Annotated in this window: 26 protein-coding genes; 19 read left to right on the top strand and 7 right to left on the bottom strand. The window is 36.6% G+C overall.

The annotated features are described in order from the left end of the window. The first annotated feature begins 38 nt into the window (after positions 1–38). The 3 genes from AC0INN_RS10445 to msrA all read left to right on the top strand — a co-directional run bounded on the left by AC0INN_RS10445 (position 39) and on the right by msrA (position 3096). Positions 39–1250 carry a PepSY-associated TM helix domain-containing protein gene (locus tag AC0INN_RS10445; RefSeq protein WP_306613117.1) on the top strand — a complete coding sequence of 404 codons (1212 nt, stop codon included), beginning with the start codon at positions 39–41 and terminating at the stop codon, positions 1248–1250. Between the two features lie 87 nt (positions 1251–1337). Next, entirely contained in the window at positions 1338–2306 is a 969-nt protein-coding gene (locus tag AC0INN_RS10450; protein ID WP_172281487.1) for an ROK family protein, read from the top strand. Between the two features lie 235 nt (positions 2307–2541). Next, positions 2542–3096 carry a peptide-methionine (S)-S-oxide reductase MsrA gene (gene msrA / locus AC0INN_RS10455; RefSeq protein ID WP_273650186.1) on the top strand — a complete coding sequence of 185 codons (555 nt, stop codon included), beginning with the start codon at positions 2542–2544 and terminating at the stop codon, positions 3094–3096. Positions 3097–3164: 68 nt separating this feature from the next. On the opposite strand, the gene AC0INN_RS10460 is transcribed toward msrA, so the two are convergent. Beyond that, positions 3165–4931, bottom strand: coding sequence for a RagB/SusD family nutrient uptake outer membrane protein (locus AC0INN_RS10460; protein ID WP_306613120.1), 1767 nt, complete (start codon positions 4929–4931; stop codon positions 3165–3167). Between the two features lie 17 nt (positions 4932–4948). Continuing rightward, positions 4949–7993, bottom strand: coding sequence for a SusC/RagA family TonB-linked outer membrane protein (locus tag AC0INN_RS10465; protein ID WP_306613122.1), 3045 nt, complete (start codon positions 7991–7993; stop codon positions 4949–4951). A gap of 326 nt (positions 7994–8319) precedes the next feature. On the opposite strand from AC0INN_RS10465, the gene AC0INN_RS10470 reads away from it, so the two are divergent. Further along, positions 8320–9387: a phosphatidylinositol-specific phospholipase C1-like protein gene (locus tag AC0INN_RS10470; RefSeq protein WP_306613124.1), complete on the top strand. Its 1068-nt coding sequence runs from the start codon at positions 8320–8322 to the stop codon at positions 9385–9387. Positions 9388–9515: 128 nt separating this feature from the next. On the opposite strand, the gene AC0INN_RS10475 is transcribed toward AC0INN_RS10470, so the two are convergent. Beyond that, positions 9516–11309, bottom strand: coding sequence for a metallophosphoesterase family protein (locus AC0INN_RS10475; protein WP_306613125.1), 1794 nt, complete (start codon positions 11307–11309; stop codon positions 9516–9518). 75 nt (positions 11310–11384) lie between these two features. After that, on the bottom strand, positions 11385–12224 hold the full coding sequence (locus AC0INN_RS10480; protein WP_306613127.1) for a hypothetical protein: 840 nt from the start codon (positions 12222–12224) through the stop codon (positions 11385–11387). 394 nt (positions 12225–12618) lie between these two features. On the opposite strand from AC0INN_RS10480, the gene AC0INN_RS10485 reads away from it, so the two are divergent. The 10 genes from AC0INN_RS10485 (at position 12619) to AC0INN_RS10530 (ending at position 19299) form a co-directional block, all read left to right on the top strand. Next, complete coding sequence (locus tag AC0INN_RS10485; RefSeq protein ID WP_306613129.1) at positions 12619–12810, top strand: hypothetical protein; 192 nt, start codon at positions 12619–12621, stop codon at positions 12808–12810. 67 nt (positions 12811–12877) lie between these two features. Continuing rightward, positions 12878–14518 (top strand): tetratricopeptide repeat-containing sensor histidine kinase, encoded by a 1641-nt coding sequence (locus AC0INN_RS10490; protein WP_306613131.1) that lies wholly within the window; start codon positions 12878–12880, stop codon positions 14516–14518. 12 nt (positions 14519–14530) lie between these two features. Continuing rightward, positions 14531–15196 carry a response regulator gene (locus AC0INN_RS10495; protein WP_306613133.1) on the top strand — a complete coding sequence of 222 codons (666 nt, stop codon included), beginning with the start codon at positions 14531–14533 and terminating at the stop codon, positions 15194–15196. A gap of 135 nt (positions 15197–15331) precedes the next feature. After that, a complete protein-coding gene (locus AC0INN_RS10500) occupies positions 15332–15553 on the top strand; it encodes a hypothetical protein (protein ID WP_306613135.1) in 222 nt (73 codons plus the stop codon). Positions 15554–15573: 20 nt separating this feature from the next. After that, positions 15574–15948, top strand: coding sequence for a DUF6232 family protein (locus AC0INN_RS10505; protein ID WP_306613137.1), 375 nt, complete (start codon positions 15574–15576; stop codon positions 15946–15948). 25 nt (positions 15949–15973) lie between these two features. Then, the gene (locus AC0INN_RS10510) at positions 15974–16267 is read left to right on the top strand and encodes a hypothetical protein (RefSeq protein WP_306613139.1); all 294 of its coding nucleotides are present in this window, start codon (positions 15974–15976) and stop codon (positions 16265–16267) included. Between the two features lie 31 nt (positions 16268–16298). Further along, the gene (locus AC0INN_RS10515; protein WP_306613141.1) at positions 16299–16661 is read left to right on the top strand and encodes a DUF6804 family protein; all 363 of its coding nucleotides are present in this window, start codon (positions 16299–16301) and stop codon (positions 16659–16661) included. 6 nt (positions 16662–16667) lie between these two features. Continuing rightward, complete coding sequence (locus tag AC0INN_RS10520) at positions 16668–17075, top strand: hypothetical protein (RefSeq protein WP_306613143.1); 408 nt, start codon at positions 16668–16670, stop codon at positions 17073–17075. Positions 17076–17080: 5 nt separating this feature from the next. Further along, positions 17081–18409, top strand: coding sequence for a beta-carotene 15,15'-monooxygenase (locus tag AC0INN_RS10525; protein ID WP_306613145.1), 1329 nt, complete (start codon positions 17081–17083; stop codon positions 18407–18409). Between the two features lie 8 nt (positions 18410–18417). After that, positions 18418–19299: a hypothetical protein gene (locus tag AC0INN_RS10530; protein ID WP_306613147.1), complete on the top strand. Its 882-nt coding sequence runs from the start codon at positions 18418–18420 to the stop codon at positions 19297–19299. A gap of 57 nt (positions 19300–19356) precedes the next feature. Here the strand turns inward: AC0INN_RS10530 and AC0INN_RS10535 are convergent, their stop codons facing one another. From AC0INN_RS10535 to AC0INN_RS10545, 3 genes are read right to left on the bottom strand one after another with little or no spacing between them, the layout of a single operon-like run. After that, positions 19357–19806, bottom strand: coding sequence for a GNAT family N-acetyltransferase (locus tag AC0INN_RS10535; protein WP_172281525.1), 450 nt, complete (start codon positions 19804–19806; stop codon positions 19357–19359). Beyond that, positions 19799–20422, bottom strand: coding sequence for a ribosome biogenesis GTP-binding protein YihA/YsxC (gene yihA, locus AC0INN_RS10540; protein WP_172281527.1), 624 nt, complete (start codon positions 20420–20422; stop codon positions 19799–19801). The genes AC0INN_RS10535 and yihA overlap by 8 nt, the downstream gene beginning before the upstream one ends. A 58-nt stretch (positions 20423–20480) precedes the next feature. Then, positions 20481–21242, bottom strand: coding sequence for an alpha/beta fold hydrolase (locus tag AC0INN_RS10545; RefSeq protein WP_172281529.1), 762 nt, complete (start codon positions 21240–21242; stop codon positions 20481–20483). Positions 21243–21514: 272 nt separating this feature from the next. Here AC0INN_RS10545 and mraZ point away from each other — a divergent pair, with 272 nt between their 5' ends. From mraZ to AC0INN_RS10570, 5 genes are all read left to right on the top strand, one after another. Further along, on the top strand, positions 21515–21973 hold the full coding sequence (mraZ, locus tag AC0INN_RS10550; RefSeq protein WP_172281531.1) for a division/cell wall cluster transcriptional repressor MraZ: 459 nt from the start codon (positions 21515–21517) through the stop codon (positions 21971–21973). A 37-nt stretch (positions 21974–22010) separates the two neighbouring features. Then, positions 22011–22904, top strand: coding sequence for a 16S rRNA (cytosine(1402)-N(4))-methyltransferase RsmH (gene rsmH / locus AC0INN_RS10555; protein WP_273650203.1), 894 nt, complete (start codon positions 22011–22013; stop codon positions 22902–22904). A 64-nt stretch (positions 22905–22968) separates the two neighbouring features. After that, on the top strand, positions 22969–23334 hold the full coding sequence (locus AC0INN_RS10560) for an FtsL-like putative cell division protein (protein ID WP_002981890.1): 366 nt from the start codon (positions 22969–22971) through the stop codon (positions 23332–23334). Continuing rightward, a complete protein-coding gene (locus AC0INN_RS10565) occupies positions 23318–25309 on the top strand; it encodes a penicillin-binding transpeptidase domain-containing protein (RefSeq protein WP_172281535.1) in 1992 nt (663 codons plus the stop codon). Before AC0INN_RS10560 ends, AC0INN_RS10565 begins: the two co-directional genes overlap by 17 nt. Positions 25310–25326: 17 nt before the next feature. Further along, the gene (locus AC0INN_RS10570) at positions 25327–26787 is read left to right on the top strand and encodes a UDP-N-acetylmuramoyl-L-alanyl-D-glutamate--2,6-diaminopimelate ligase (protein WP_306613154.1); all 1461 of its coding nucleotides are present in this window, start codon (positions 25327–25329) and stop codon (positions 26785–26787) included. Positions 26788–26792 lie beyond the last annotated feature (5 nt).

Genomic DNA, 26792 nt, shown 5'->3' on the forward strand with positions numbered 1-26792 from the left:
AAGTTAAGTGTTATCTTTGCACGACTTTCTGTTACGATATGAAGAAGAAACATCACCATAAAAAAAAGCCCGGATTTTTTAAAAAGTGGTCTGCTAAACTGCATTTGTGGTTTGGGCTGGGAATCGGTTTTTTAATTTTCATTATTTCCATCACCGGAGCATTATATGTTTTTAAGGATGAGATTGAAAACGTTACCCGAAAAGATGTTATCTATCATAACGAGCAAAATATAGATCAAAAACAGATCCTGCCGATCAGGGTGCTGGAAAAATCAGTTACTGAACAGGTAAAAGAGAAATATCCGGTTCACTGGGTTAACATTCCTGTTGATAAGAAGATGTCATACATTTTCTATTGGTACGAACACAACACCGATGCCTGGAATTACTTTGACGAATATCCTGTCTATAAAGCGGCCTACGTAAATCCTTACACCGGAAAAGTTTTAAGAACGTATGACGAAAAAAACGGATTCTTCCAGATCGTAAAAATGATCCACTGGAGCTTTTTACTGAAACAGGACTGGGGAAAATACCTTGTTGGGATTCCCGTTATTATATTCGTCATCATGCTGATTACAGGGATCGTACTGTGGTGGCCTAAAAATAAAGCGGCGAGGAAACAACGTTTTTCTTTCAAATGGAAAAATATCAAAAGCTGGAAGAGAAAGAATTATGATCTTCACAATGTATTAGGTTTTTACGCCTCCGTTTTCGCTTTAATATTCTCTATTACAGGTTTATTTTATGCCTTCTTTTTTGTTCAGGCAGCAATCTATGTGATCTTTTCAGGAGGAAGTACTGTTTATCCTGATTTTTCCCATATCAAAACAAAGGCCCCGATTGAGCAGAGAACAGAAACCACACTCGATAAAATAAGCAATACTGTTAAAGAGAAATATCCGGATTCCTTTGGTTTTTCTATAGATCTCGGTCACGAACATATGGATGATCACGAGCATCCTAATTTTGAAGTATACGTAAAGCACCTATCCTATTCTTATCATAAAAGCAGCAGCTTAATTTTTGATGAAAACTCAGGTGAACTTCTTCACACTCACGATCCTAAAGACAAAAATTTCGGAGAAAAAGTAGTGGGAGCAAATTATGATATCCACGTCGGATCCATATTGGGGCTTCCTACAAAAATCATTGCCTTTGTTGTAAGTCTCATATGTGCCTCATTACCAGTGACTGGCTTCCTGGTATGGTGGGGAAGAAGAAAAAAGAAAACACCCAAAACGGCCTGAAAACTTTTTTTAATAAATTCTTCGTTAATAATCCATTAATACAATCTTTTTTATAATTTTAACCCTTTAGAATTATTAGAATAGAAAATGTCATTAATAGATTTATCAAAACATGTTGCCATAGGAATTGATATTGGTGGCACCAATACAAAGTTTGGAGTGGTAAACCACAGAGGAGAGGTCCTTGAAAAAGGGCACCTGAGAACGGATGAATATGAAAAGGTTGAAGATTTTATCGAAGCCCTGCATGAAAAGGTTCACCCTCTGATTGAAAAGTACGGCAATGAAAAAAATTTCGATGGCATTGGTGTAGGTGCTCCTAATGGGAACTATTACACCGGAACCATAGAGCAGGCTCCCAATCTTCCCTGGAAGGGAGTTGTTCCTTTTGCTGAATTAATGACAGCCAAATTCAATCTACCTTGTACCATTACCAATGATGCTAATGCTGCAGCTTATGGTGAAATGCTTTTCGGAGCAGCAAGAGGAATGAAAGATTTTATCATGATCACTTTAGGAACAGGCGTAGGAAGCGGTATCGTGGCCAGTGGAAAGCTGATCTACGGACATGATGGTTTTGCCGGTGAACTCGGACATACCATTGTGAAACCGGGAGGAAGAAAGCATTGGAGTACTGGTTCTGAAGGAAGTCTTGAGGCGTATGCCTCCGCTACAGGAATTGCAATCACGGCTAAAAAAATGAGGGCTGAATTTCCTGAATCCCTGTTGAACCAGTATCCTGAAGAGGCGATCAATTCTAAAACGGTTCATGAATGTGCATTAAAAGGAGATCCTATTGCTATCGAAGTATTCAGATACACGGGACAGAAATTAGGGGAGGCATTGGCTAATTTTGTTATGTTCTCATCTCCTGAGGCGATTCTTTTATTTGGTGGAGTTATTAAAGCCGGAGATTTTATCCTGAAACCTGCAAAACTTCATATGGAAAGAAACCTTCTTTCGATTTTCAGAAATAAAGTTAAATTGGTTTTCAGCGAACTTGATGAAGCGGATGCTGCTATTTTGGGGGCAAGTGCCTTGGTTTGGGAAAAATAATCTGACGCTATTTAAAGATATAATCAAGCATCCTTTAAGGGTGCTTTTTATTTTGTCCTATATTATCCGGAATATTTGATTTTCGGCTCGCTGCAAATCACGAGCAATATGTACAAATTCTCATGACAGTTCCCGTAAAAAATGAAAAAGTTTTTCATATTTTTGATTAGCTTTTTGATATCCTTTATAGTATAGGATAGATAAAGAAACCGGTAATTCAAACAATCAACCTACAATGGATAACAATAATTTAGAACAGATTACTTTCGGCGGTGGATGCTTCTGGTGTGTAGAAAGCTGTTTCAACATGCTAAAGGGTGTAAAATCTGCAATTTCAGGCTATTCAGGAGGACATAAAGAGAATCCGACCTACGAAGAAGTATGTACAGGAAATACAGGTCATGCAGAAGTAGTACAGATCACTTATGATCCTAAGATCATTTCATACGAACAATTGATGGATGTATTCTTTTTCCTTCATGATCCAACACAGCTTAACAGACAGGGAAATGACATCGGAACACAATACCGTTCTGTTATTTACTATAAAGATGATGCGGAAAAGCAAAAAGCAGAAGAAGCCATCAGGGTATCTGAAGAATCAGGGAGATGGTCCGGAGAATATGTTACCGAATTAACGAAATTCGATAAGTTCTGGCCTGCTGAGCAATACCATCAGGGGTATTACAATGAAAATCCTACACAACCTTATTGCAGTGCTGTGGTAGGCCCTAAAATTCAAAAATTCAAAAAACATTTCGGAGAACTGAACATGTTGAATGCTGAATAAAAAAATAAAGCGAAGAGATTATTCTCTTCGCTTTTCTTTGCAGAAAATAATCATTTATATGAGAAAAACTAGTAGCCCGGATTCTGAGTAAAATCATTTGATGCATCAAGTGTTGCCTGAGGAATCGGGAAAATTCTTCTGTAAGGTTGGGACGCTGACTTAGCCGTTCCCGGAAGATCGAATTTCCCAAATCTTATCATCGCTTTCCTTCTGTACATCTCCCAATACAGTTCATAGCCGGACTCTTTAAATAAAGTATTTGCATCAAGAGAAGCAATCGCAACACCCGGAGCATTATTGTATAAAGATTCGCGGGTCCTGCTGGTTCTTAATTTATTAACATCGGCCAACGCTGCTGCTATATTTCCATTTCTGAAATAGGCTTCTGCACGCATCATATAGATTGTTCCCAATCTGTATAATGGGACGTCCATTCCGCTTGTTCCGTTGTTTCCATAGCCTGGATCAAATTCAAATTTGAAATTTCTTACTCCTCTGTTGATCTGCGCCTGCGTAAATACAGCCTCAGAAGGGTTATCAAAATTCAGTTCAGGAGTGAAATCTGCAGCAAGCGTTGTGTTTTTTTCTGTAAACAACTTAAATACTTTAATTCTTCCATCTGCGGTCATATCGAAATTTCCATTTTGAAGAATTTTAGGCCCATATTGCTGACCCACCTGCAGTCCTCTGTTAAAATGAAACCAGGGTTTTCCTGTTCCTTCCACTTTACTTGTTGAAGGCACGCTCACATCAGTTCCGTCATTTCTGAACCATGTTCCGTCCTCATATTGATAGGTTCTTTGAAAACGGGGGTCATCATGATTCCCGTTCCATGAGTAATAGAATTCAGGAGTGACACATGATGCATTTGTTCCTCTGTTATCCGGTGAAGGCTTCTGGCTCCTTTCCATTGACATATACGCTAAATCGTTATCCGAACCCTTGTCTGAACTGGCTATTTTTTTCTGAACAATAGTAAAGATCATCTCCTTGCTCGTATCATTATTGATATCAAAATTGTGAAAATAATTAGACTCTAAGCTAAAGTTGGGATTATTAATCAACAAGTTACAATATTCAATCACTTTATCCATATCATTTCCTCCCCCATTTACAGCCTGCTCTGTAAAATTGAAAGTACCTGCCGTTTTGTTTTTTAAAACCGCCCTGTTCAGGTACATATCTGCTAAAAGTGCATAGGCTGCTTGCTTTGTAAACCTTCCTGCATGGGTATTCTGAGTTTTAATATCTGCTAAATTGGGAATAAGCCCTGTTACTTCAGTGATTAAAGCATCAATTGTAGTATCTGCCTTTCTGATCACAATCGGGGCATTGATATTATCCGGATCCCTATAAGGAGCTTGTCCAAATAAATCGATGGTTGTATAAGTATAATATGCCAATAATCCTTTTGCTTCTGCTAAAAATAATGCTTTATTGGCTCCTGTACTTTTGTTAGCGCTCGATATTGCCGTTAAAGATTTGGTAATCCCGAAGTTCAGCTGGTTCCATGTCGTTTTAACCACGTCACTGTTGGCATCCCAAGTAAATTCGTGCATAGCTCTCCACTTTCCTCCGTCTCCCCAGTCACTTCCTCTCGTAGGAAGAATGGCCTCATCTGTAGAATATTCCTGCAATGCAAAAACACTTCCATGGTCTACAAAAGTTCCTTCACCAAGCTGGCTGTAAGCAGCAGCCAAAGCAGCCTCTGGATCTGCAACTTCAGAACCCAGGACCTCATCGATTACTTTTTCATCCAGATTTGTACATCCCATTAAGGCCAATGCAGCAATGGATAAAATAATTTTATTAATATTTAAAAAATTAGATCTCATGATTTCTTTAACTCAAATTAAAATTTAACAGTTGCCCCCAAAATGAATGTTTTGGCAGACGGATATGTTGTATAGTCGATTCCCAGAGACTGGTTCCCTCCTACTTGTTTGTTCGTATCAACAAGAGGATCATATCCCGAATAACTGGTGATGGTAAATAAATTTTGTGCGCTTACGTAGAGATTAATGCTCTTTAAAAATTTCAGTTGTCCCATGTCGAAAGTATATCCTAGCCTTATGTTGTTCAAACGAAGGAAATCGGATTTTTCAAGATACAAAGAGGACAGTTGGGGCTGATTGGTGAAACTTGCTCCCGAATCGTAGAAATTTTTCAAAACATTCCTGTCTGAGGCTAGGTTATTGATATTCAGGTCAAGCGCCGTATTATTAACAAGATAGCCTCCGGTTTGTCCGATGAAAGAGAATGCAAAATCAAATCGCTTGTATTTCATATAAGAATTGATCCCGAAGGTAAAATTGGGTATAGCTCCTTCGAAAATTTTTCTGTCATTCTGATCGATTCTTCCGTCTCCGTTAATATCTTCATAGATATATTTTCCGTTGGCATCAACACCGAGATAATTCAACATATAGAAAGAACCCGCCTCATACCCGTTTTTGTAAATATTCGCCGTTACCCCGGAAAGCCCCGGTCCCGAAACTTCACCGGAGTAAATCGCTGATACCGGAAGATTTTTCACAACATTGTTCACTGTCGCCCCGTTCACATCAAGGTTCCATGTAAAATTTTCATTTTTGATGATCTCTGAACCTAAGCTGAATTCAAAACCTTTATTGACAATCTGCGCATCAACATTCTTCCAAACAGTGCTTGTTGGGCTCAAAGGTCTTGAAGGAATATTTAAAATAGGATCTTTCGTCGTCTTATGATAGTATTCCAATGATCCGTACAATTTATTTTTCCATAAACTGAAATCTGTCCCAATATTGGTTTGCTCCACAACTTCCCATTTCAGGTCAGGGTTTACCGTTCTGTTGATGGCCACTCCGTTGATCAGATTTAAGTTATCATACAGATAATATCCCGCAGCTTGTGTTAATGAAGAACTCGCTTGTGTAATTTTGTTTGGAACTTCCTGGTTACCGGTTTGTCCCCAGCTACCTCTTAATTTTAATTCATTGATGATCTGAGAGTCCTTTAAGAAATTTTCATTGGAAACCGTCCACCCCACCGCAAATGAAGGGAAATATCCGTATTTATTATTTTTACCAAAACGAGTGGAACCGTCTGCTCGTAATGAAGCTGTTAGTAAATACTTTTTATCAAAATTATAATTTACCCTTCCGAAATAGGACTGCAATTCATTTTCCTGCGCATATCCCGCTCTGGGAATAAATGCCGTTCCTGAATATCCCGGATTAATTTCCGGTGCAATTCCCGCTCCCTGAGCAGCAATATCCTTTACTCCGAAATAAGTTCCTGTAGATTTGAATTTCTGATATGAAAAACCTCCCAGCAAACTGAAATTATGCTTATTTAAACTAAGATCATAGGTTAAGTAATGTTCCAACAGAATATTATAAGAATCAAGATTGGCCTGAACATACATTCCTTTGGGAGTTCTGTCGGTAATATTCGGATACATAGTGGTGCTTCTCTCCGACATTGTTTTATCGATCCCTAAATTGAATTTATAATTCAATCCCGGCAAGATCCTTAAAGTTGCCTCTGTATTTCCCAAAACCCTGAAGGTATTGGTCTTGTCATTATAAACACTTAACAGATATAATGGATTATAATGAGCGTTCATATTAAAATTAGTGAAGTTCCCGTTTTGATCATAAACAGAACGGGTTGGGTTCGCCATCAAGGCATGAATAATGACTTGACCATCCGATCCTGCATTACCTCCATTCGGGATTCCTGTTTCCCTGATGTCACTTGCCGTAAGGTTTACTTTAACCTTTAGCCTTTTATTGTCAAAAAAAGACTCTTCTGCATTCAGACGGGCAGTTGTTCTTTTAAAACCACTGTTGAGAACAATACCGTCCTGATCCATGTGAGAAATGGAAGCAAAATAATTTCCTGTTTCCGTAGCTTTTGAAAATGATACCGAGTGATTCTGAGACACCGCGTTTCTATAGATCTCATCCTGCCAATCCGTATTTCCTCCGTGATCATAAAGCTTATCAACTCCGGCAGCTCTGTACTGATCTGCCGTTAGCAGATCCAGCTTCTTAATAACAGAAGAAAAACCAAGATAGGTATCATAGGTAAACATAGGTTCCCCTCTCTTTCCTCTTTTCGTGGTGACCAAAACAACTCCATTCGATCCCCGGGCTCCATAAATGGCAGCAGCCGAAGCATCTTTTAAGACGGTGATCGATTCGATATCACTGGTATTCAGAAAGTTTAACGGATTTTTTGCCTGTGCATTTCCTAAACCTACATTCGGGCTTGTTGCACTCACCGCATCATTACTTAAAGGAACACCATCTACAACAAATAAAGGAGTACTACCACTCCTTATTGAACCGATCCCACGAATAGATACGTTCACTCCGGCCCCCGGTTCACCGCTTGACTGAACTATACGAACACCGGCAATCTTTCCCTGCATCAGGTTATCCACAGAAATGTTCATTCCTTCTTTGAAGTTTTCAGCCTTCAACTGGCTGACAGCTCCTGTTAAATCAGATTTTTTCTGGGATCCATAACCTACTAAAGTTACCTCTTCGATAGAAGTTGCTGCTTTTTTGGATTTTAACCGTACAGAAACAGAAGTTCCGTCGATCTTTATCTTCTGAACTTCATAACCATCATAAGAGACTGATAATGTTTGTCCGATAGAAGCAGAAATGCTAAAATTTCCTGAAGCATCTGAGATGGCTGTAGCTCCCGTTTCTACAACCATAATTTTTGCCCCCTCAACCGGTGATCCCTCCTGATCCAGAACAACTCCGGAAATCGTCTCATTTACCTGCGAGTAAACAGGGCTAATGGTCGTAAACCCCTCTGCATTGGCCTGATTGGCCACCAGAAAGATTAACGCTATTGGAATTAGCTTTTTAAATTTAAAAAAATTAATTTTGTGGTACATATCATTAAGTAAATTGTAATAAACATTTGCTTAGTAAAAAGCCGCTGTTGTTCCCGCAACAGTGGTTTTTTTCAACTCTTTTCACAGCTTATTTTCGGCATACAAAGTAAATTCATTTCCCCAAAAACTATTTTAACATAATATTATCTTAAGATCAACAAAATATAAATATCCCAAAATGAGAAAATAATATCGTTTTAACTTTCAGAGTCTTACAAACAGTATCTTTTACCGTATTTACATAATCTTAAAAATTTATTAACATAATATATAAATTATCTAAGGACAAGAGTCGCTAATTTCGCCATGACAAAATTTGAGTTATTATGAAAAAGGCTGCCGTTTTTCTGTTATCCTTATCACCCTATTTTTTGCTATGGGCACAGAGACAGAATCTGGATGATGTAAAGATGAATGAAATCCAGGTGATCGGCTCCCATAACAGCTATAAGAAAGCAATCCTTCCTGAGGTTTATTATTTTCTGGCAAAAAAAGATTCATTACATTCCCTGCCTAAAATTCAATACGAGCATATCGCGATCCCGGAACAGCTGGATTTAGGATTACGGAACCTCGAACTTGATGTGTATGCAGACAGCAAAGGCGGAAAATATGCCCACCCGAAAATTTTAGATCTTGTCAAAACAAAACAACCTTTTGATCCGGAAGGGAAAATGAAAAAGCCGGGATACAAAATGATCCATATTACGGATATTGATTATCAGACCTGGTATTACACACTTGAAGAGTGTTTAAAGGATCTTAAAAAATGGTCCGATGCACACCCTGATCACGACCCTATATTCATTACCCTGGAACCTAAAGATGGCAGAGCCAACACATTCGGAACCGAACCGGAGCACTATACAAGCCAATTATTCGATGACCTTGATAACGAGCTTAAAAAGTACCTCGGTAAAAACAAGATCATCACCCCGGATGATATTCGCGGATCCTATACCACATTGAACGAAGCAGTCCTTCACAAGAACTGGCCGACCGTAAAAAATGCCAAAGGAAAGTTTCTTTTTGTGCTGGATAACAACGGAGAAAACAGAGATCTCTATATCAAGGGACACGCTTCTTTATCGGGAAGAATGATATTCACTAATTCAGTACCCGGAACCCCGGAAGCTGCAGTATTGTTCAGGAATGATCCCGGTCCTGAAATCCGGGAACTCGTACTAAAAGGATACATTATCCGCACCAGGGCAGATGCAGATACTATGGAAGCGAGAGCCGGGGATTATTCAAGGTTTGAAAAAGCCAAAGCAAGCGGGGCACAAATAATTTCAACAGATTATTACTTACCCAGCAGTCTTTTTAAATCAGATTATAAGGTAAGTTTTGAAAACAATACTTATGAAAGAAAAAATCCGGTAAACGGACAATAATTACACACGTTCACATTCATATCAAAGAAAAGCAGTCTTAGCATAAGGTTGCTTTCTTTTTATTTTAAAAGATCTTTTAATAACGAAGGTTTGAGAAGCACGATTTAGTCATTCAACGTAAGATTCCTCTACAGTTTTTTTACTGATTGCTTTTTCAAATCAATTTCAAAATGATCAGCCGGATCTCCGTTTGAAAGCAGGGATAAGATTCTGAAGACAGACTTTAGCTTTAATATAAAAGGATCCTTCGACTGATTTTGCTCAAAAGATTTTACCAGAACCTGATATTGCATCCATCTTTCCTTCGAAATATCCTTTCGTGCAAGTTCATCAGCAGACTGGAATTTATACAGGTCGAACAACAGATCCTCAAGATTCCATTTTTTGAACGAATGTATATTGATATTTTTAGGCAATGTATATTTTGAACCCTCAGAAAGCAAAAGCAACTCTTTCCCTGATAAGGATTTCCCTTTTTCAATAAAATCCTTTGGCCAGTCATCCGGGATCATCCGAAGGCGAACCAATTCCTTAAGATGAAATAACATGAAATCATGGTAGGATTTTGTTTTCAGGATTTCTTTATTCCACAGGAGCTTCCCCGGAATTTTTTGCAATGCTTTGTATTCCTTTTCGTATAAAGGAAACAACTCATCAAAACGAGGAACTTCATGTAAAACTTCTGTCCTTACTTCCATTACATCCTGTGAATGAATGGTAAGCACTTTATAACCTGGTAAATAGGCTGCAAGAGAAGGAACCTGTATATTCACCAGCATCTTATCCCCTATTTTCCGTATACCCGTATCATTGATATGCATGTGTCCTGCAAAATGAATCTGCAACCCGGCATCTGCAAAGTCTTTGGCTACTTCTTCTTCCGGAATCCTTTCCAGCTGCCATTTTTTCTCTCCTAAAAGATTTTTGATCTCATCTGTTGCCCCGTCATTAAAATCGATCATCGGGTAATGGGTAAAGGCAATTAGAGTTTTACCATTTCTTTCAGCTTCTTCTGCAATTTTCTTTACCCATTGGATCAAATGCTTTTTATGCGTCAGAACATTATTATATCCTATACTCGCTCCGTTATAATTTCCGGGATCATCCGAGCCCTTATTGAGATTCTTGGGAATATAAGTGTTGCCATCAATAGCCATCATCCAAACCCCATTTACCGGTTCTACCACATAGCTTAAGTCAGGGACTGAAAATCCTTTGGAGACTTCATACATCCTGCTCCGGTAATTGGCACATTTCATTGCATGATCATAGGAGTAGCCGGAATAAGAATAGCTGGCAAAAGGAGTACTCCAATACAGATTCCCTTTTTGTGGGTAAAAACCGAAATCTTTAAGTTCATTCAAAATCTCGAGATACCCCGATTCTGCAATGTCCTTCGTAATAATATTCCTTTTATTTTTTGACAGGGTTTTATTACTGTAAATCCCCAATGCATTTCCATCGCTTCCTAAAAAATCATCTTTCCCTCCATCCTGATAAAATGGTCCGACAGGATCATGATTTCCCGTTGTTATGTAAAAATTAATCCCATACTTTTCATGATACGTCCTCAGAATCCGTTGCAACCCCCGTATATTGTACGCTTGCCCGTCATCCGAAAAATCGCCGGGCATGGCAACAATCTTAATTCCTTTCGAAGCAATATCCACCAGCGCTTTCAGGAAAGCAAAATAATTTTCATTAAAAACTCGTGTGGAATGCAATTGAGCATCCATTGTCCTCAAAATGGTTGCTTTTCCTGTTTTAGGATTAACAATTCCATTAAAATCATGATCCGAAAAACTTCCATATACATCCTGAAAATGCACATCCGAAAGAAAAGCAATCTGTACCGGATTTTGTTGAGCAGATAAGTAAGTAAAAGCTAAAAGTAAAATGAAGAAAATTCCTTTTTTTAACATGGTAAAAATAACCCGAAAATTAGAGGATTATTTTTGGAATTGATTTAAGGGAATTTTAAATAATTGTGAAAGTAGTTATTCTTCAATTTGTATAGTGTCTTTAGATTTTCCAGCATATTTGAAAATAATAATAGGGGTTGACTTCCTAAGTTCCCTTCCATTATTCGGATCTATCCCATCACTAGTAAAAAATTCCACATTCCCATTATACTTTGAGTACCATGTTGTTCCTAAAGCATTTTCTTCTGTCAAAGTATCTTTATGGGTAATTCTTTTGAAGTACTTCATATCAACAGTATCAATAGGTTTTACATTGATATGAGGATTTTTGTTTTTGCAATCAGTCAATCTATATTCATTTCCATCCCAATACATACATTCCATTAATGGTACCTTATCAATGCCTGATGTAATTCCTTGAATGGTTTGTTTCTTATTTGAGAAAACCACATTTCCCGTAACCAGGCAAACAAGCAGAATCATTTCCATAATACCTAACCCGTTCTGTTTTACGAATTCCGGGACTTTAAAATATTGCTCGTTACTGATATTAATGATCAGTTTTGAAAACTTTTCAGATATGGACTCCTCGTCCTCATCTACTCTTATGTTTATTGTTGTTTTATTAGCCTGTTCGTCATCTTTGGCAAATGTTTTTGAAAAATCTGAGAAATCAACATATCCAAGATATTGACTTAACTTATTAAGTACCAAGGTTTCTACACCTACCTCTTCCTTTATTTCGGCAACGAAGGAGTCATAATATCTAGAAAGTGTTCTGGCCGATATTGTAAATTTTATTTTCCTTTCAAGATCATCTGAAAGATCATCTGCCCATCCGCTTTTAGAATCCTTCGGAGATTCTTTTTTAATTTTCTCGAACACTTCACGAATAAGTAGTTTTCTTTTGGACATATTTAGTTTTTAAAGTAATTACAAAATAGCTGCTTTTCACTCATGTCGCATTACGGATTACCGTAAGTATATTCCTGTCCATTTCTTGTCTATCGATGTCGATGTTTTGTCTAACACATGCGTCGCCCTTTGTCGCATCTTTGCTTCAGAAATCAGTGATAAACAAACAATTAAAACAACAGACAATAACAAATTTACAAAACTGATTTCTAAATCACCAGATAAAACGGAAGAAAACTCCGGGTTGGGAAGCAGATGTTTCTCTTCCGTTTTTGAAGGTTCTACTTCCCAAAAAATTTAAGAAGCGCTTCGAAATTTTTAACCGTGTAAAACTATCTGCGATCTGTTTCGCAGGGAAGAACACGAATGCTTTAACATTAAATTTTTTGACAAAATGATCGAGTTTATATTAATGCTATTAGGCTTAGCATTCCCAAATAATAACGCAAATACAGCAACAAGTAATGATAACAATTATCCAATTGTACAACCCGTAACACAAGGAGGACCTACAGATCCTATTGGAGGTGTAGGAGGAGATGGTGATACAGGAGGCAACACAGGACAAAAACCACCAACCCCATAATCCGCTAATAACAAAGGGAGTAATAATTAATATTATTCCCTTTTTTGTATCTTGGAAAGAAAAAATATTGAAAAAATTTATCCTTTTATCCCTCTTCTGTATTATTGGTTGTAAAAGAGAAGTTCAAAAGAGAACAACATTTCAAAACACCAATTTAATTAAGGCTGATATTTGCAGAGAAAGTAAAAATACTGACTCAGCATATATATATTATACCAAAGCCAAAGAAGAATTACTAAATATTCGTGATAGCATAGAGGCAGCCCGTGCTATTACCAATATTGCAATAATAGAATCTGATAAAGGAGATTACTACAGTAGTATTGGAAGTTCTATTCAAGCACAAAAATTATTGGGAGAGAGAAATGATTCTGTATCTAAAAGAATAGCATCAGCTAACTATAATTCAATCGCTATTGCCTCTAAAAATCTCAAAAATTTTAGTGAGGCTATCAAATACTATGACTTGGCGGTTTCAACTTCTATAAATAAAATTGATTCATTAGCTTTTTATAATAATATTGGCGACACCTATTTAGAGCAAAAAAATTATAGCCTTGCCAAATCTTACTTTAAAAAAGCATTAAAAACAACCGATAGCCTGGATTACGCCAGAGCACTGAATAATTATGCAAAAGCGCAGTTCCTAGATAATAAAAATTTTGACGCATTCCCAGATTTACTAAAGGCATGGCAAATAAGAGTCCGATTCAATGATAACTTATCGATCAATTCCAGCCTTGCAACTTTATCCGATTACTATTCTGACAAGGACATTTCCAAGTCTTTATATTTTGCTCAAGAAATGTACAAGGTAGCAACCAAGAGTAATAGTCCGGATGACAGAGTAGAAGCATTAAGTAAATTAATAATTCTTAATCCAAAAAATTATTCGGAAAATTTTAAAAAATATACAGAACTTAATTCATCCTTGCAGACTGAGAGAAATAACGATATAAATAAATTCGGACTTTTAAAATTTCGGGTTGAAAATATAGAAAGAGAAAAAGCAGAAAGTGAAAACAGTCTATTAATACAGTATCTAGTTTCAGGAGCACTCGTAGCAATGGTGATAATTATTATTATCCTATTCAGTAAAAGGCAAAAAAGGCTAAAGCAAGAAAAAGAACTGGAAATAAAAAACACTCAACTTAAACTCTCCAAAAAAGTACACGATGTAGTAGCAAACGGTATCTATCAGGTGATGACCAAGATTGAAAACCAGGAAAGCTTTAGCAAAGATGAGGCGCTTGATGAATTGGAATTTGTTTATGAAAAATCAAGGGATATCTCCTATGAAAAGACCGATCTTACTAATAACGAGAAGAATTTCAATGAAAAAATATCGGAACTTATAGGCTCCTTTAATAATGATACTGTAAAAACCTATCTTGCCGGAAACGATGCAAGCATATGGAATGGATTACAAGAATCAACCCTGACAGAAGTATACCAGATTGTACGTGAATTACTCGTAAATATGAAAAAACACAGCCGGGCAGACCGGGTGGTTTTCAGATTTGAAAGGGAAAATGAACTGATCAAAATTTACTATACCGATAATGGAATTGGCATTCCCGGAGAAATTATATATAAAAATGGGCTGTCGTCTACGGTTTCCCGTATAGAAACAATCAAAGGAGAAATTATTTTTGACACCAAAACCGAAAGAGGATTGAAGATCAACATTTCATTTCCTGTTTCCTAAAAACTAAAAAGAATGTTCAAAAAAATTTTAATCGCTGAAGACCATGAAAGTATTAATCTTTCGGTACAAAAAACACTGGAAGACCTCAACATTCCGAATGTTGATTATGTATATTACTGTGATGACGCATTGGCAAAGGTTCATAAATCCATTCGGGAAAATGAACCTTACGACCTGTTAATCACTGATTTGTATTATGAAGAAGATCACCGGCAGCAAAACATTAAAGACGGAAGAGATCTTATCCAACAAATAAAGGCACTTCAGCCTTCCCTGAAAGTCATTGTCTTTTCCGCCGAACACAAATCCGGAATCATCGATTCTCTTTTCAAAGACTATCATATCAATGGATATGTTCGTAAAGCAAGAAACGATTCCAAAGAGCTGAAAAAATCAATTGCATCTGTTTACATTAATGAAAATTATCTGTCTCTTGATTTAAAGCAGGAAATAAAAAAACTAAATAGTTATGAGTTTTCTGCGTATGAAATTACACTCGTTTCCCTTCTTTCAAAAGGAGTTCTGCAAAAAAACATTCCTAATCTCCTACAGGAAAAAAACATAAAACCTAACAGTTTAAGCAGTGTTGAAAAAAAATTGAACAGCTTAAAAGAAGATCTTGAGGTAACCAGCAACGAACAACTGGTTGCATTTTGCAAAGACATCGGTATTATTTAAAAAATAAAATTTTCCATCCCGATTTATATAGCCTTTCATTTTTTTGAAAGGTTTTTTTGTTTTTACGGAAACCCGTAAGGACTGGCTGTTAAAGGATTATACTTTTGAACTGTTAATCAATTAAAATTTAATGTCATGAAAAAACACTATTACATCAACACAAATCAGCAATCTAATGGAGACTATGAAGTACATGAGGATTCATGTAAATATTTACCAGTAACAACAAATCGAGTTTATCTTGGAAGCTTTTATTCTTGTGAGGAAGCTGTAGCTGAAGCAAAGAGATTATTTCCTGCTCAAAAAAATAATATTAACGGCTGTTATTACTGTTCAAATGCTTGTCATACAAGTTAGTCAATTTTAAAAAATAAATTATGGAACCACAGAATGAAACTACATTTTATCAGGATAGCTCTGTTTTAGTTACCCAATCAAGATATATAACACAATCAAAAACCTACGCAATGAGAAATATATCTTCTGTTCACATTTTTGAAATTGAGAAAAGTCGAGTTGGACCCGTTCTAATAATACTTTTCGGAATACCATTTCTATTTTCTACGAACGTTTTCTGGATTGGCTTAATCCTAATTGTTTTGGGTGTATTTGTTCTTTTTTCGATTAAAAATGAATATACTGTAAGAATAAGCACTAATTCAGGAGAGGCAGACAGCATTATTTCAAAAAATAGGGAATATATTCAAAAAATTGTAACAGCACTAAATGATGCAATTATTCACCGAGGATAGTCAACTAAATATTAAAAAAATCATTATGAAAAAACTAATCTTAACAAGCTTACTAGGTTTAGGCCTATTATTGCCTGCAAATTTTTCTGCAGCAACAAACAGTGCTACTTCATCTCCTGAATTCTTTTCCAAAAAACCAAAGAAAAGTAAAAGCAGAAAAGGCAAAAGTGGCAAAAGAAGCACAAAAACTTACACTAAAAACAGAGGCTGCACTTATAATGGATATCCTTTAAATGTAGGCCCTAGAGGTGGCTGCTATTACTATTCTGGAAGCAGTAAAGTATATGTGGAAAGAGCATACTGTTCCGGCTGCAATTAAAATTTTAAGCCTAATTAAAAACTAAGAAATCATGAAATATATAATCATTGTTGCAGCAATCTGCTGCTTCATTGGCATCATCGATTTACCAATAGGTTACTACACATTCCTTCGAATAATCGTTTCTTTCATGGCTTTCGTCATCATTGTTAATGAATTCAGGTCCAGAAGCTTTTGGTTCATTGCATTTGTGTTGATTTTTATCTTTTTCAATCCATTTATTCCAATCTATTTCTATTTAAAACCGTATTGGATTGTTCTCGATATCATTGTTGGTCTTTTGCTTTTCATTTACTTCTTAAAATTGATTCCCAAGGCTAAAATAAAACAACCTGAAACTCTTGATATAAATCACGAAGAAATTCCCCGTACAAGGGATAGAATAATTAAATAAAACAATATGGAAACAATACAAATATCCGAGAATCTCAAAGCTCATTTTTTAAGGTTATACCAGATGGCAATCTGCGATGATGATTTCAGTGCATCCGAACTTAAAATGCTTTATAAATCAGCCGAAGAAAGAGGAATTTCCGCAAAAAATCTTGACGAAATTCTCATGAATCCCATTAATTCAAAATCATTAATTCCCGAAACCCTCAAAGAAAAAGTTGAGTATTTATATGATCTTACAGTGATGGTATGGGCAGACGGTGTTGTATCTCCGAATGAATACTCATCATTGCAGAAATATATTGCCATGTTTGGATTTCTGGAAGAAAATATAAAAAATATTGCTGATTACTTTATCGAAGCAGTTAAGCAAGAAAAGACTAAAGAGGATATTCTCAATGATTTAAAAAATTAACCATTATGAATGCTATGACAACCAATATCAAAAACCTCTTCCGTTTAAAGCCCGTTCCTCTTGATGACGATCAGGATCAATTGCCAAGAACAGAGTCTTTAAATAATGAAGCTAGCGAAGAGAATAGAAAAAGAACCTATCACGAGACAGGATACAGAGACAGCACCAGAAATAACGGGAACCATACTGCATTATCCATTTTTCTGGATGCAATTTATTCAAAATTTCAAAATGAAGAAAAAGAACTTGTTGAAAAGCAGAATAAATTAAAGGAGCCTTACCTCAATGAACAGAAAAATAAAGAAACAGAAATTAAAGGATTAACTGTATCACTTGATAATAAAGAAGATCAGTTAAAGACTAACAGTACAGACACCGAAAACGTTCAGGATAAAATTGAAAAATTAAAGTTCGAAATCAATGATCTTCCTAGAAACCCTGAAATATATAATGTAAAGGCAACAAAAGGAGCCTCCACAAAATTCTGGATCGGTTTAATTATACTTATTCCTATAAGTCTGTATCTCTTCACTTTTTACATTTCAACCTCTTACTCTGCGTTCTTTAAAAGCTTTGACGCAAACGGAAATATTATCCAAAGCGTTCTGGACGCACAAGCATTCAATAAAGCATGGGATGAGGGACCTCTTGAAGGTGCTTTTGTTACACTCATACCATTTGTATTTTTAGGTCTTGGGTATTTGATTCACATGTTTGGTGAAAATAAAAGTATGATTAATTACTCCAAGGTAACTTTACTTTTTATCATCACTTTTGTTTTTGATGCTATTCTGGCCTATGAAATAGAATCTAAATTATATGAATTAAATAAAACTTTTAATTCTGCCCCTTTTGATCTTTCTATTGCGTTTACAAAGAATCAGTTTTGGGGAATTATTTTTGCCGGATTTATTGTATACATAATTTGGGGACTTGTGTTTGACTTTGTAATGAAAGAGCACAAGGAAAAAGATAAAATTAGACACGAACAAACCAGAAGACAAAAGGATATTCTTATACATCAGGAAAGAATCGACGATTTAAAAAAGCAAAGAGAAGAGATAAAAAATAATATTGGCAGTATAAAAGAGCTCATTGCAAAGGCAAAAGGGAGAATTGAAGAGCTCCAAAATATTATTGATGGTGTAATTATTCCTACTAAAGATTACAAACTTTACGCTTCAGAATATATGCAAGGCTGGATTACCAATATCAATGAGAGAATCCACTCTCAAAAACTGGTTGACGAATGCATGGAAAAGTATAATGAAAACCTACGAAAAGTTGGAGCAAATTCCGATAGCCAGAATTCAGTTTATATGTCTATTTTATAAAAATCACTATGAAAAAAATATTTTATTTATTAGTAAGTTCTTTTCTTTTCATTCAGTGTGGAAAGCCAAAAGAAAAACTTTTAGTTCAATCGGCATCAGTTAATAATACGTCTAAAAACCTAAACATCAGTGTACTCATTGATCTTTCCGATAGAATTGATCCAGAAAAAAACCCGAATCCAACCATGGAATATTTCCAGAGAGATGTTGAGTATATTAAAGCTATTGATAAAGGCTTTTTAGATCATATTAAAGCCAAAAAGGTTATTCAGCTCGATGATCAGATGCAGTTTTTCTTTAACCCGGAACCTTCGGACCCTAAAATGAATGACCTGACTAAACAGCTGAAAGTATCATTCGACAAAAACACAACGAAAGATAATATAAGCCTGGTAGAGAATAAGTATTCATCTATTCCTCTACAGATTTATCAATCTGCAATCAAGGACAAGCAATATGTAGGATCTGACATCTGGGAGTTTTTTAAAAATAAAGTAAAAGATTATTGTATAAAAGATAACCACAGAAATATTCTTTTCATCTTAACAGACGGATACATCTATCATAAAGATTCTAAGTTTTCGGAAGGGAAGAAAACATCCTATCTGACCCCTGAACTGGTAAAATCAATGAAGCTCACTTCATCGGATTTCAAAACAAAAATTCAGGACAAAGGTCTCGGCTTCATTAAAGCAAATGATGACTTAGAAAACCTCGAAGTAGTTGTACTAGGCGTTAATCCAGCCAAAGGAAATCCCTTCGAAGCGGATATTATCAAAGAATACTGGGAAAACTGGTTCAAAGAAATGAAGGTCAAAAATTACCAGATTAAATCAGCAGACCTTCCTTCTAATCTGGAACCGATTATTTTAAAAGCCATTAAAGGATAAAAACTAAAAAACACTCAACATATAACCACAAAAAAGCGAAGACTTATCTTCGCTTTTTTATTTTCTGATCATTTCCGTATGCGGAATATCATCTTCCAGATATTTTTTCCCGGTATCAATAAAACCAAACTCAGAATAGAAACGCAACAGGTAATCCTGTGCAGAGATTTTGATCTCCGATGTATGAAACCTGTTTTCAATGGTTTCAACCGCATATCTTATCAATTGCTTTCCTAAGCTTTTTCCTCTTGCTTTCTCAGTAGTCAGTACCCTTCCGAATGAAGTTTCATCATATTTAATGCCTTTATCAAAAACCCGGCAATAGGCAAGGATCTCACCGTCTTCCTCCGCCCAGATATGAATACCCTTCTGGTCATAATTATCCAGATCAGGATAAGGGCAGTTTTGTTCGATCACAAAAACGTCAATACGCGCCTTTAAAACTTTATAAAGCTCAGGAACGGTGAACTCATCAAAAGTTTTTATTTTCCAGATTATATTACTCATCAAAGTTTACGCTATTATTTTTTAAAAATTCATTGGTGGTCTGGATGAAATCCAGAATTTTGTCGCCTCCTTCCTTCTTTTCTGCTGAAGTAATATACAGTTCCGGCAGGTCTTCCCAGGTTTTGTGAAGTTCAGCTTTATAATCCTCCACATTTTTTATAACAACATTAGGCTTCAGTTTATCTGCTTTGGTAAAAACAATTGAAAAAGGAACTCCGCTCTCTCCACACCATTGGATAAACTCTAAATCGATTTTCTGAGGAGTGTGTCTTGAATCCACCAAAACAAAAAGGTTAACCAGATTCCTTCTGTTCAGGATATAATTGGTGATCAGTTTTTCAAAATCTTTTCTCTGAACCTTTGAAACTTTAGCATATCCGTATCCCGGCAAATCGGTAAGATACCAGCTTTCATTGACTAAAAAATGGTTGATCAGCTGTGTTTTTCCCGGAGTTTGTGAAGTTTTTGCCAGATCTTTATGATTCATCATCGCATTGATCAATGATGATTTACCCACATTTGATCTTCCTATAAAAGCATATTCGGGAATATTGGGCTCCGGGCATTCCTGCCATTTCCCGCTACTTTTGACAAATTCTGCTGTTTTAATTACCATTTTTGAATTATTTTAAGAAAAACAAACCATTAAGAGCTATCTTAATGGTTTAAGTTATTTATACTTTATCTTTTAACCAGCTGTAAAGAATTTCATTGAATTCATCTGGTTTTTCCATCATTGCTGCGTGGCCGCATTTATCTATCCAGTACAGATCGGAATTAGGAATAAATTTATGCATATCTTCTGCCACCTCAGGAGGTGTTACATTATCCTGCTTTCCCCAGATCAGACACGTAGGTGTCAGAATTTTAGGGAGATCATTCAGCATGTTGTGTTTGATTGCACTTCTGGCAAGCATTACGGTTTTTATTCCTTTCATTCTGTCATTAACAACACCGAAAACCTCGTCCACGAGATCCTCTGTAGCGACTGCAGGGTCATAGAAAACTTCCTCCGTTTTCTTCCTTATATATTGTCTGTCACTTTTTCTCGGAAAGCTGTCCCCGAATGTTCTTTCGTATAATCCGGAACTTCCCGTTAAAACAAGATTTTTTACAAGATCAGGCCTTGCCAAAGCTAAGATAAGCCCGACATGACCGCCCATCGAATTCCCGACAATAGTTACCGGTTCCGAAATATGGCTCTCTATAAACTTGATAATATATTTTGCGATAGTAGTAAGATTGGTATTGAGTACCGGCAAATCATAGATTGGCAATTGAGGCACATATACCTTAAATCCTTTCTCCGAAAAAAAATTCACCATCTTATCGAAATTACTCAAACCACCCATTAACCCGTGCAACAGCACCAATGGATGTCCTTCTCCCGCTTCTACAAAAGTATATTTCTTTTCTTTTTTTGTACTAAATATCATAAAACGCCTTAATAAAGCCCTGCAAAAATACAAATTAAACCTCAAAAATATTTTGATATTCCTAATTTAAGATAAAAATAATATAATAAAGGCTTTTTGCCGATCTTTTTTAACATCCTTTTTGTTATGGGCAAAATAACAACAATTCCAATATCCAAAATATCAACCACTTACCCCTACGATCTTCAATCTTTGATAAAACTTATTAACATTGAGTCAAAAAGTGGGAAAAAGTGGGAAGTTTTGGAAATAATTATATAAATTTGTCCCAAATGAAGAATTTCATTGGAACATATGAGTGTAAAATAGACGACAAAGGTCGCTTAAAAGTCCCTGCATCGCTGATCAAGCAGATGGAGAACTTTGACGATAAAGCCTTTGTAGTCAAACGCTCCGTGTTTCAACCCTGCCTGGAAGTTTATCCTATGAATGCATGGGATCAGCTGATGGGCAAAATTAATAAACTAAACAGATTCATTAAAAAGAATGCTGATTTCATAAGAATGTTTACAGCAGGAGTAAAAACTGTAGAGTTGGATAACGCCGGAAGATTACAGATTTCCAAAGACCTTACCCACTTCGCAAATCTTCATAAAGATATTGTGATCACAAGTGCCGGGGAATTATTTGAAATCTGGGATAAAGAAGCTTACGAGAAAGTGATCTCTACCAACGAAACCGATTTTGCAAGCCTTGCTGAAGATGTGATGGGCTCTTTCGATGAAGAATAACTACGCTGCTAAAAAGGCGCAAAACACAAATTAAAACATGTATCATAATCCCGTTTTGTTGAAGCAAAGTGTTGATGATTTGGTTACGAATCCAGACGGAACATACGTGGACTGTACTTTTGGTGGCGGGGGTCATTCAAGAGAAATACTGAGCAGGCTCTCTGAAAAAGGAAGGCTATTCAGTTTTGATCAGGACTTAGATGCTCTTAAAAATAATATTGATGATCCGAGGTTTACCTTGATTAATCAGAATTTCAGGTTCCTGGAAAATTCCTTACTGATGTACGGAGTTTCTCAGGTAGATGGAATATTGGCGGATCTGGGAGTATCATCGCATCAGTTTGATGAAGCGGAAAGAGGGTTTTCTACCAGAAGTGATGCCCCACTGGATATGAGGATGAATGTAATGCAGAGCCTGGATGCCAAAAGGGTGATCAATGAATATGAAGAAGAGCAGCTGGCAGACATATTTTACTACTACGGTGAATTGAGAGAAGCACGTAAACTGGCGAGGGATATCGTTCATCACAGAAAAAGTAAAATCATCAATACAACGGAAGACCTGAAAAAACTATTCAGCTATCTTCCCCCGCATAAGGTTAATAAATTTTATGCACAGCTTTTCCAGGCAATAAGAATCGAAGTAAACCAGGAGCTTGAGGTTTTAAAAGAAATGCTCGTTCAGGCTTATCAGATCTTAAAAACGGAAGGAAGACTGGTGGTTATTTCATACCACTCCCTGGAAGACCGTCTTGTAAAAAGATTCCTTAAAAACGGAATGTTTGAGGGGGAACCGACGAGGGATATTTATGGAAATTATAAAAAGGCATTCGAACTGCTGAAGAGTAAGGCAATCATTCCTGATGATAAGGAGATTGAGGAAAATTCAAGAGCAAGAAGTGCAAAAATGAGAACAGGAATAAAAGTATAAATGGTTAGAAATAAGGAGTAACACCCTTATTATCAATTATTAATCATCATTTATCAATAATAAATTGGCTAAAAGAACGACAAATCGCCCACAAAAGAGATTAACTTTTATAGACATTATAAAAGGGAATTTCCTCAACCGTGATGAGATAAAAATACATTACAAGTATTTCTTATTGCTTTTTGTACTGATGATGGCCATGATCTATACCAATCACCTGGTGAACAAAAAGATCAAAATTGTAAATGCTTTAAAAGAAGAAACAGAAGAATATAAATCCCGAAACGCTTATGCCCAAAGTAAGCTGATTAAGGTAAAAATGGAATCAGAGCTCGGAAAAGAAGTAGCACGGGATTCTTTAATGACACTGGAAAACCATCCTCATAAACTGCTAATAAAATTGGATAGTACAGATGCAAAAGCAAAATGAATACGATAACAAACGTAAAAAAACGTTAAGGTGGGGCTACCTCTTCGCAGTGGTAGCTTTGTGCGTGTTTGTACTTTTTTTAACAAGAATCGTTATTCTCCAAAACACTAATGTTCAGGAAATTAAAGACGACTACATCAATAAAAACTATCGTGAAGCCACTTTAAAGGCTGCCAGAGGGAATTTATTTGCATCAGATGGCTCTATTCTCGCAACTACCGTTATGCGTTATGATATCTATCTTGATTTCAAAACAATAAAGGATACGGTTTACAGTAACAATATCGGTGCATTAACGGATTCACTAAGCAAGATGTTTGGAAAACCAAGAAGTGAATTCAGACAGAAATTTGACGAACAGAAAAGAAAGAAAAATCAATATTATACACTTGCCAGAGGCTTGGATTTTGATGAATACGACAGGATCAGAAACTTCCCGATCTTTAAGAAAGGAAAGAATAAAGGAGGATTTATCGTAGACAGAAATTACAAAAGAGAGCTCGCAACTTCTGAAATTGGTGCAGGTACCATCGGAATGGATAACAGTGAGTACAAATCCGGTCTGGAAGGAGCCTTTTCAAAATACCTGACAGGCACCGACGGGAAAAGATTGGAACAAAGAATCAATTCTTCGCAGTGGAAGCCTATTGATTTCTGGAAGGTTCAGGAACCCGTAGATGGAGAAGATGTATATACGACCTTAGACCTTAGAATTCAAGACATTGCACACTCAGCTCTTGAGAAGCAGCTCGTAAATTTTGAAGCAAAACACGGTACTGTAATTGTCATGGAAGTAGGAACCGGAAAGGTTCGTGCCATGGTAAACCTTCGAAGAACAGATTCAGGAGAGTACGAAGATGCTTATAATTATGCTTTAAAAGATAATATCGAACCCGGCTCAACTTTCAAAACCATTTCACTTTTGGCAGCAATGGATGACGGATTCATCGATGATAACACAACGGTAAATGTAGGAAACGGAGTATGGACCTACGCGAAGCAAAGAATTTCAGATGGCCACGGAGGAGGAACATACGACATCAGTGACGTTCTTGCGAAATCCAGCAACGTAGGAACCGCCAAACTGATTACGAAATACTATGCCGATAAGCCACAGATATTCCTTGATCACCTTAAGCGCTGGAAATTATTTGATAAAATGGATATCGAACTTCCGGGCATTACAAAACCTAAGATCGTAACTCCACAAAATAAAAGATGGAACGCAGCAACACTTGCTTCGATATCTTTTGGATATTCTTCGAACATTAACTTATTACAATTAGCAACTTTCTACAACGGGGTTGCTAATAATGGTAAAATGCTTAAGCCTTTATTCATCGATAAGATCATGAAGGATGGTAAAATAATGTATCAGGCCAAGCCGGAGGTAATGGTCAGCAAAATGGCTTCTGAGAAAGCAATTAAAATGATGACCAATGCTTTGACAAAAGCCGTGGAAAAAGGAACCGGACGAAGTATTTTCACCCCGAATCTGAAAATGGCAGGAAAAACAGGGACCGCCAGATTTGAGTACTGGCTTCCGGGCCCGATGAAATACCGTGCCTCTTTTGCAGGGTTCTATCCAGCTGATAATCCGAAGTATACCTGTTATGTAATGATCAGTGAGCCGAATACGGCAAAAGGATTTTACGGAGCGACTGTTTCAGCCCCGGTTTTTAAAGAAATTGCAGGAAAAACATTCCTGAAGACGCCTCAGAATATTGAAAAAGAAATGCTTGTTGACAAAAAGGTAAACCTCAATAAAATGGTGGAGCCTAATGTGAAAGTAGCAGTAAATGATAAACAAATGCCTAACGTGGTAGGATTAATAGGTAAGAATGTGATTCCACAACTGGAAAACCTTGGATACCGTGTAGACTACAAAGGAGTAGGAAGAATAAAAGAACAGTTTCCTTTGGAGGGAACTACGATCAGTAAGAACCAGAGAATTTATTTATCTCTTCAGAATTAAAAATAAGCATCAGAGAAATGCAATTAATTGAATTATTAAACAGAATCCCAACTTTAGAAATTCACGGCGACAATACCCGTGAAGTTTCGGAGCTGGTATTCGACAGCAGAAAGGTTACAGAAAATTCTCTTTACATCGCAGTAAAGGGAACGGTTGCAGATGGGCATTCATATATTGCATCTTCTATTGAAAAAGGGGCAAAAACGATCGTTTGTGAAGTATTGCCCGATCAGCTGAATGAGGATGTTACGTATGTAAAAGTAAAAGATTCTTCGAAAACCCTGGGACATCTGGCCTCAAACTTTTATGGAAATCCTTCTCAAAACCTGAAACTCATCGGCGTTACTGGAACCAACGGAAAAACATCTGTTTCCACATTGCTTTTTGATGTTTTCAAAAATCTGGGCTATGAATCTGCATTGCTTTCAACTGTTGAAATCAGAATAGGCAGCGAAATAATTCCGGCCACACATACTACCCCGGATATTATTACGATCAATCAGGTTTTAGCTAGGGCCGTAGAAGCAGGTTGCGAATTTGCTTTCATGGAAGTAAGTTCTCATGGAATTTCTCAAAACAGAATTGAAGGACTCCATTTCAAAGTTGCAGGATTTACAAACCTTACTCATGATCATCTGGATTATCACAAAACATTTGAGGAATATCTGAAAACGAAAAAAAGGTTCTTTGATGAGCTTTCTGATACCGCAATTGCCATTACCAATATCGATGACAAAAATGGGAATGTAATGCTCCAGAACACCAAAGCTGCCAAAAGATCATATGCATTGAAAACAATGGCAGATTACCATGGAAAAGCTTTGGAAATTGATTTTAACGGAATGCTCCTGAACTTCAACGGGAAGGAATTCTGGACTACCTTAACGGGAAGATTCAATGTCTATAATCTTCTATTGGTATTTGGAATTGCATCTGAACTCGGCTTTGAATCCAATGAAATCCTTCAGGCCATCAGCACCCTGAAAAGAGTCTCAGGAAGATTTGAAACCTTCAAATCCGATGGTGGCATTTTTTTCATCGTCGATTATGCCCACACTCCGGATGCATTGGAAAATATTCTGGACAGCATTAATGATATCAGAACAAAAAATGAAAGACTGATTACCGTCTTCGGTTGCGGGGGAGACAGAGACCACTCCAAAAGACCTGAAATGGGAAACATTGCAACGAAAAAATCCACGTTGGCAGTTATCACTTCAGATAACCCGAGAACAGAAGATCCGGCAGCAATTATAAAAGAAATTGAAGCAGGTGTTGAACCTCAGAACTTCAGCAAATACACTTCAATACCCGATAGAAAAGAAGCCATAAAAATGGCGATTAAATTTGCAGAGCCCAAAGATATTGTTTTAGTAGCCGGAAAAGGTCACGAAAACTATCAGGAGATTAATGGCGTAAAACACCATTTTGATGACAAAGAAGTAATTACAGAACTGTGGAAGTTAATGAGCAAGTAATTTAT

The organism is Chryseobacterium subflavum, from assembly GCF_055762745.1.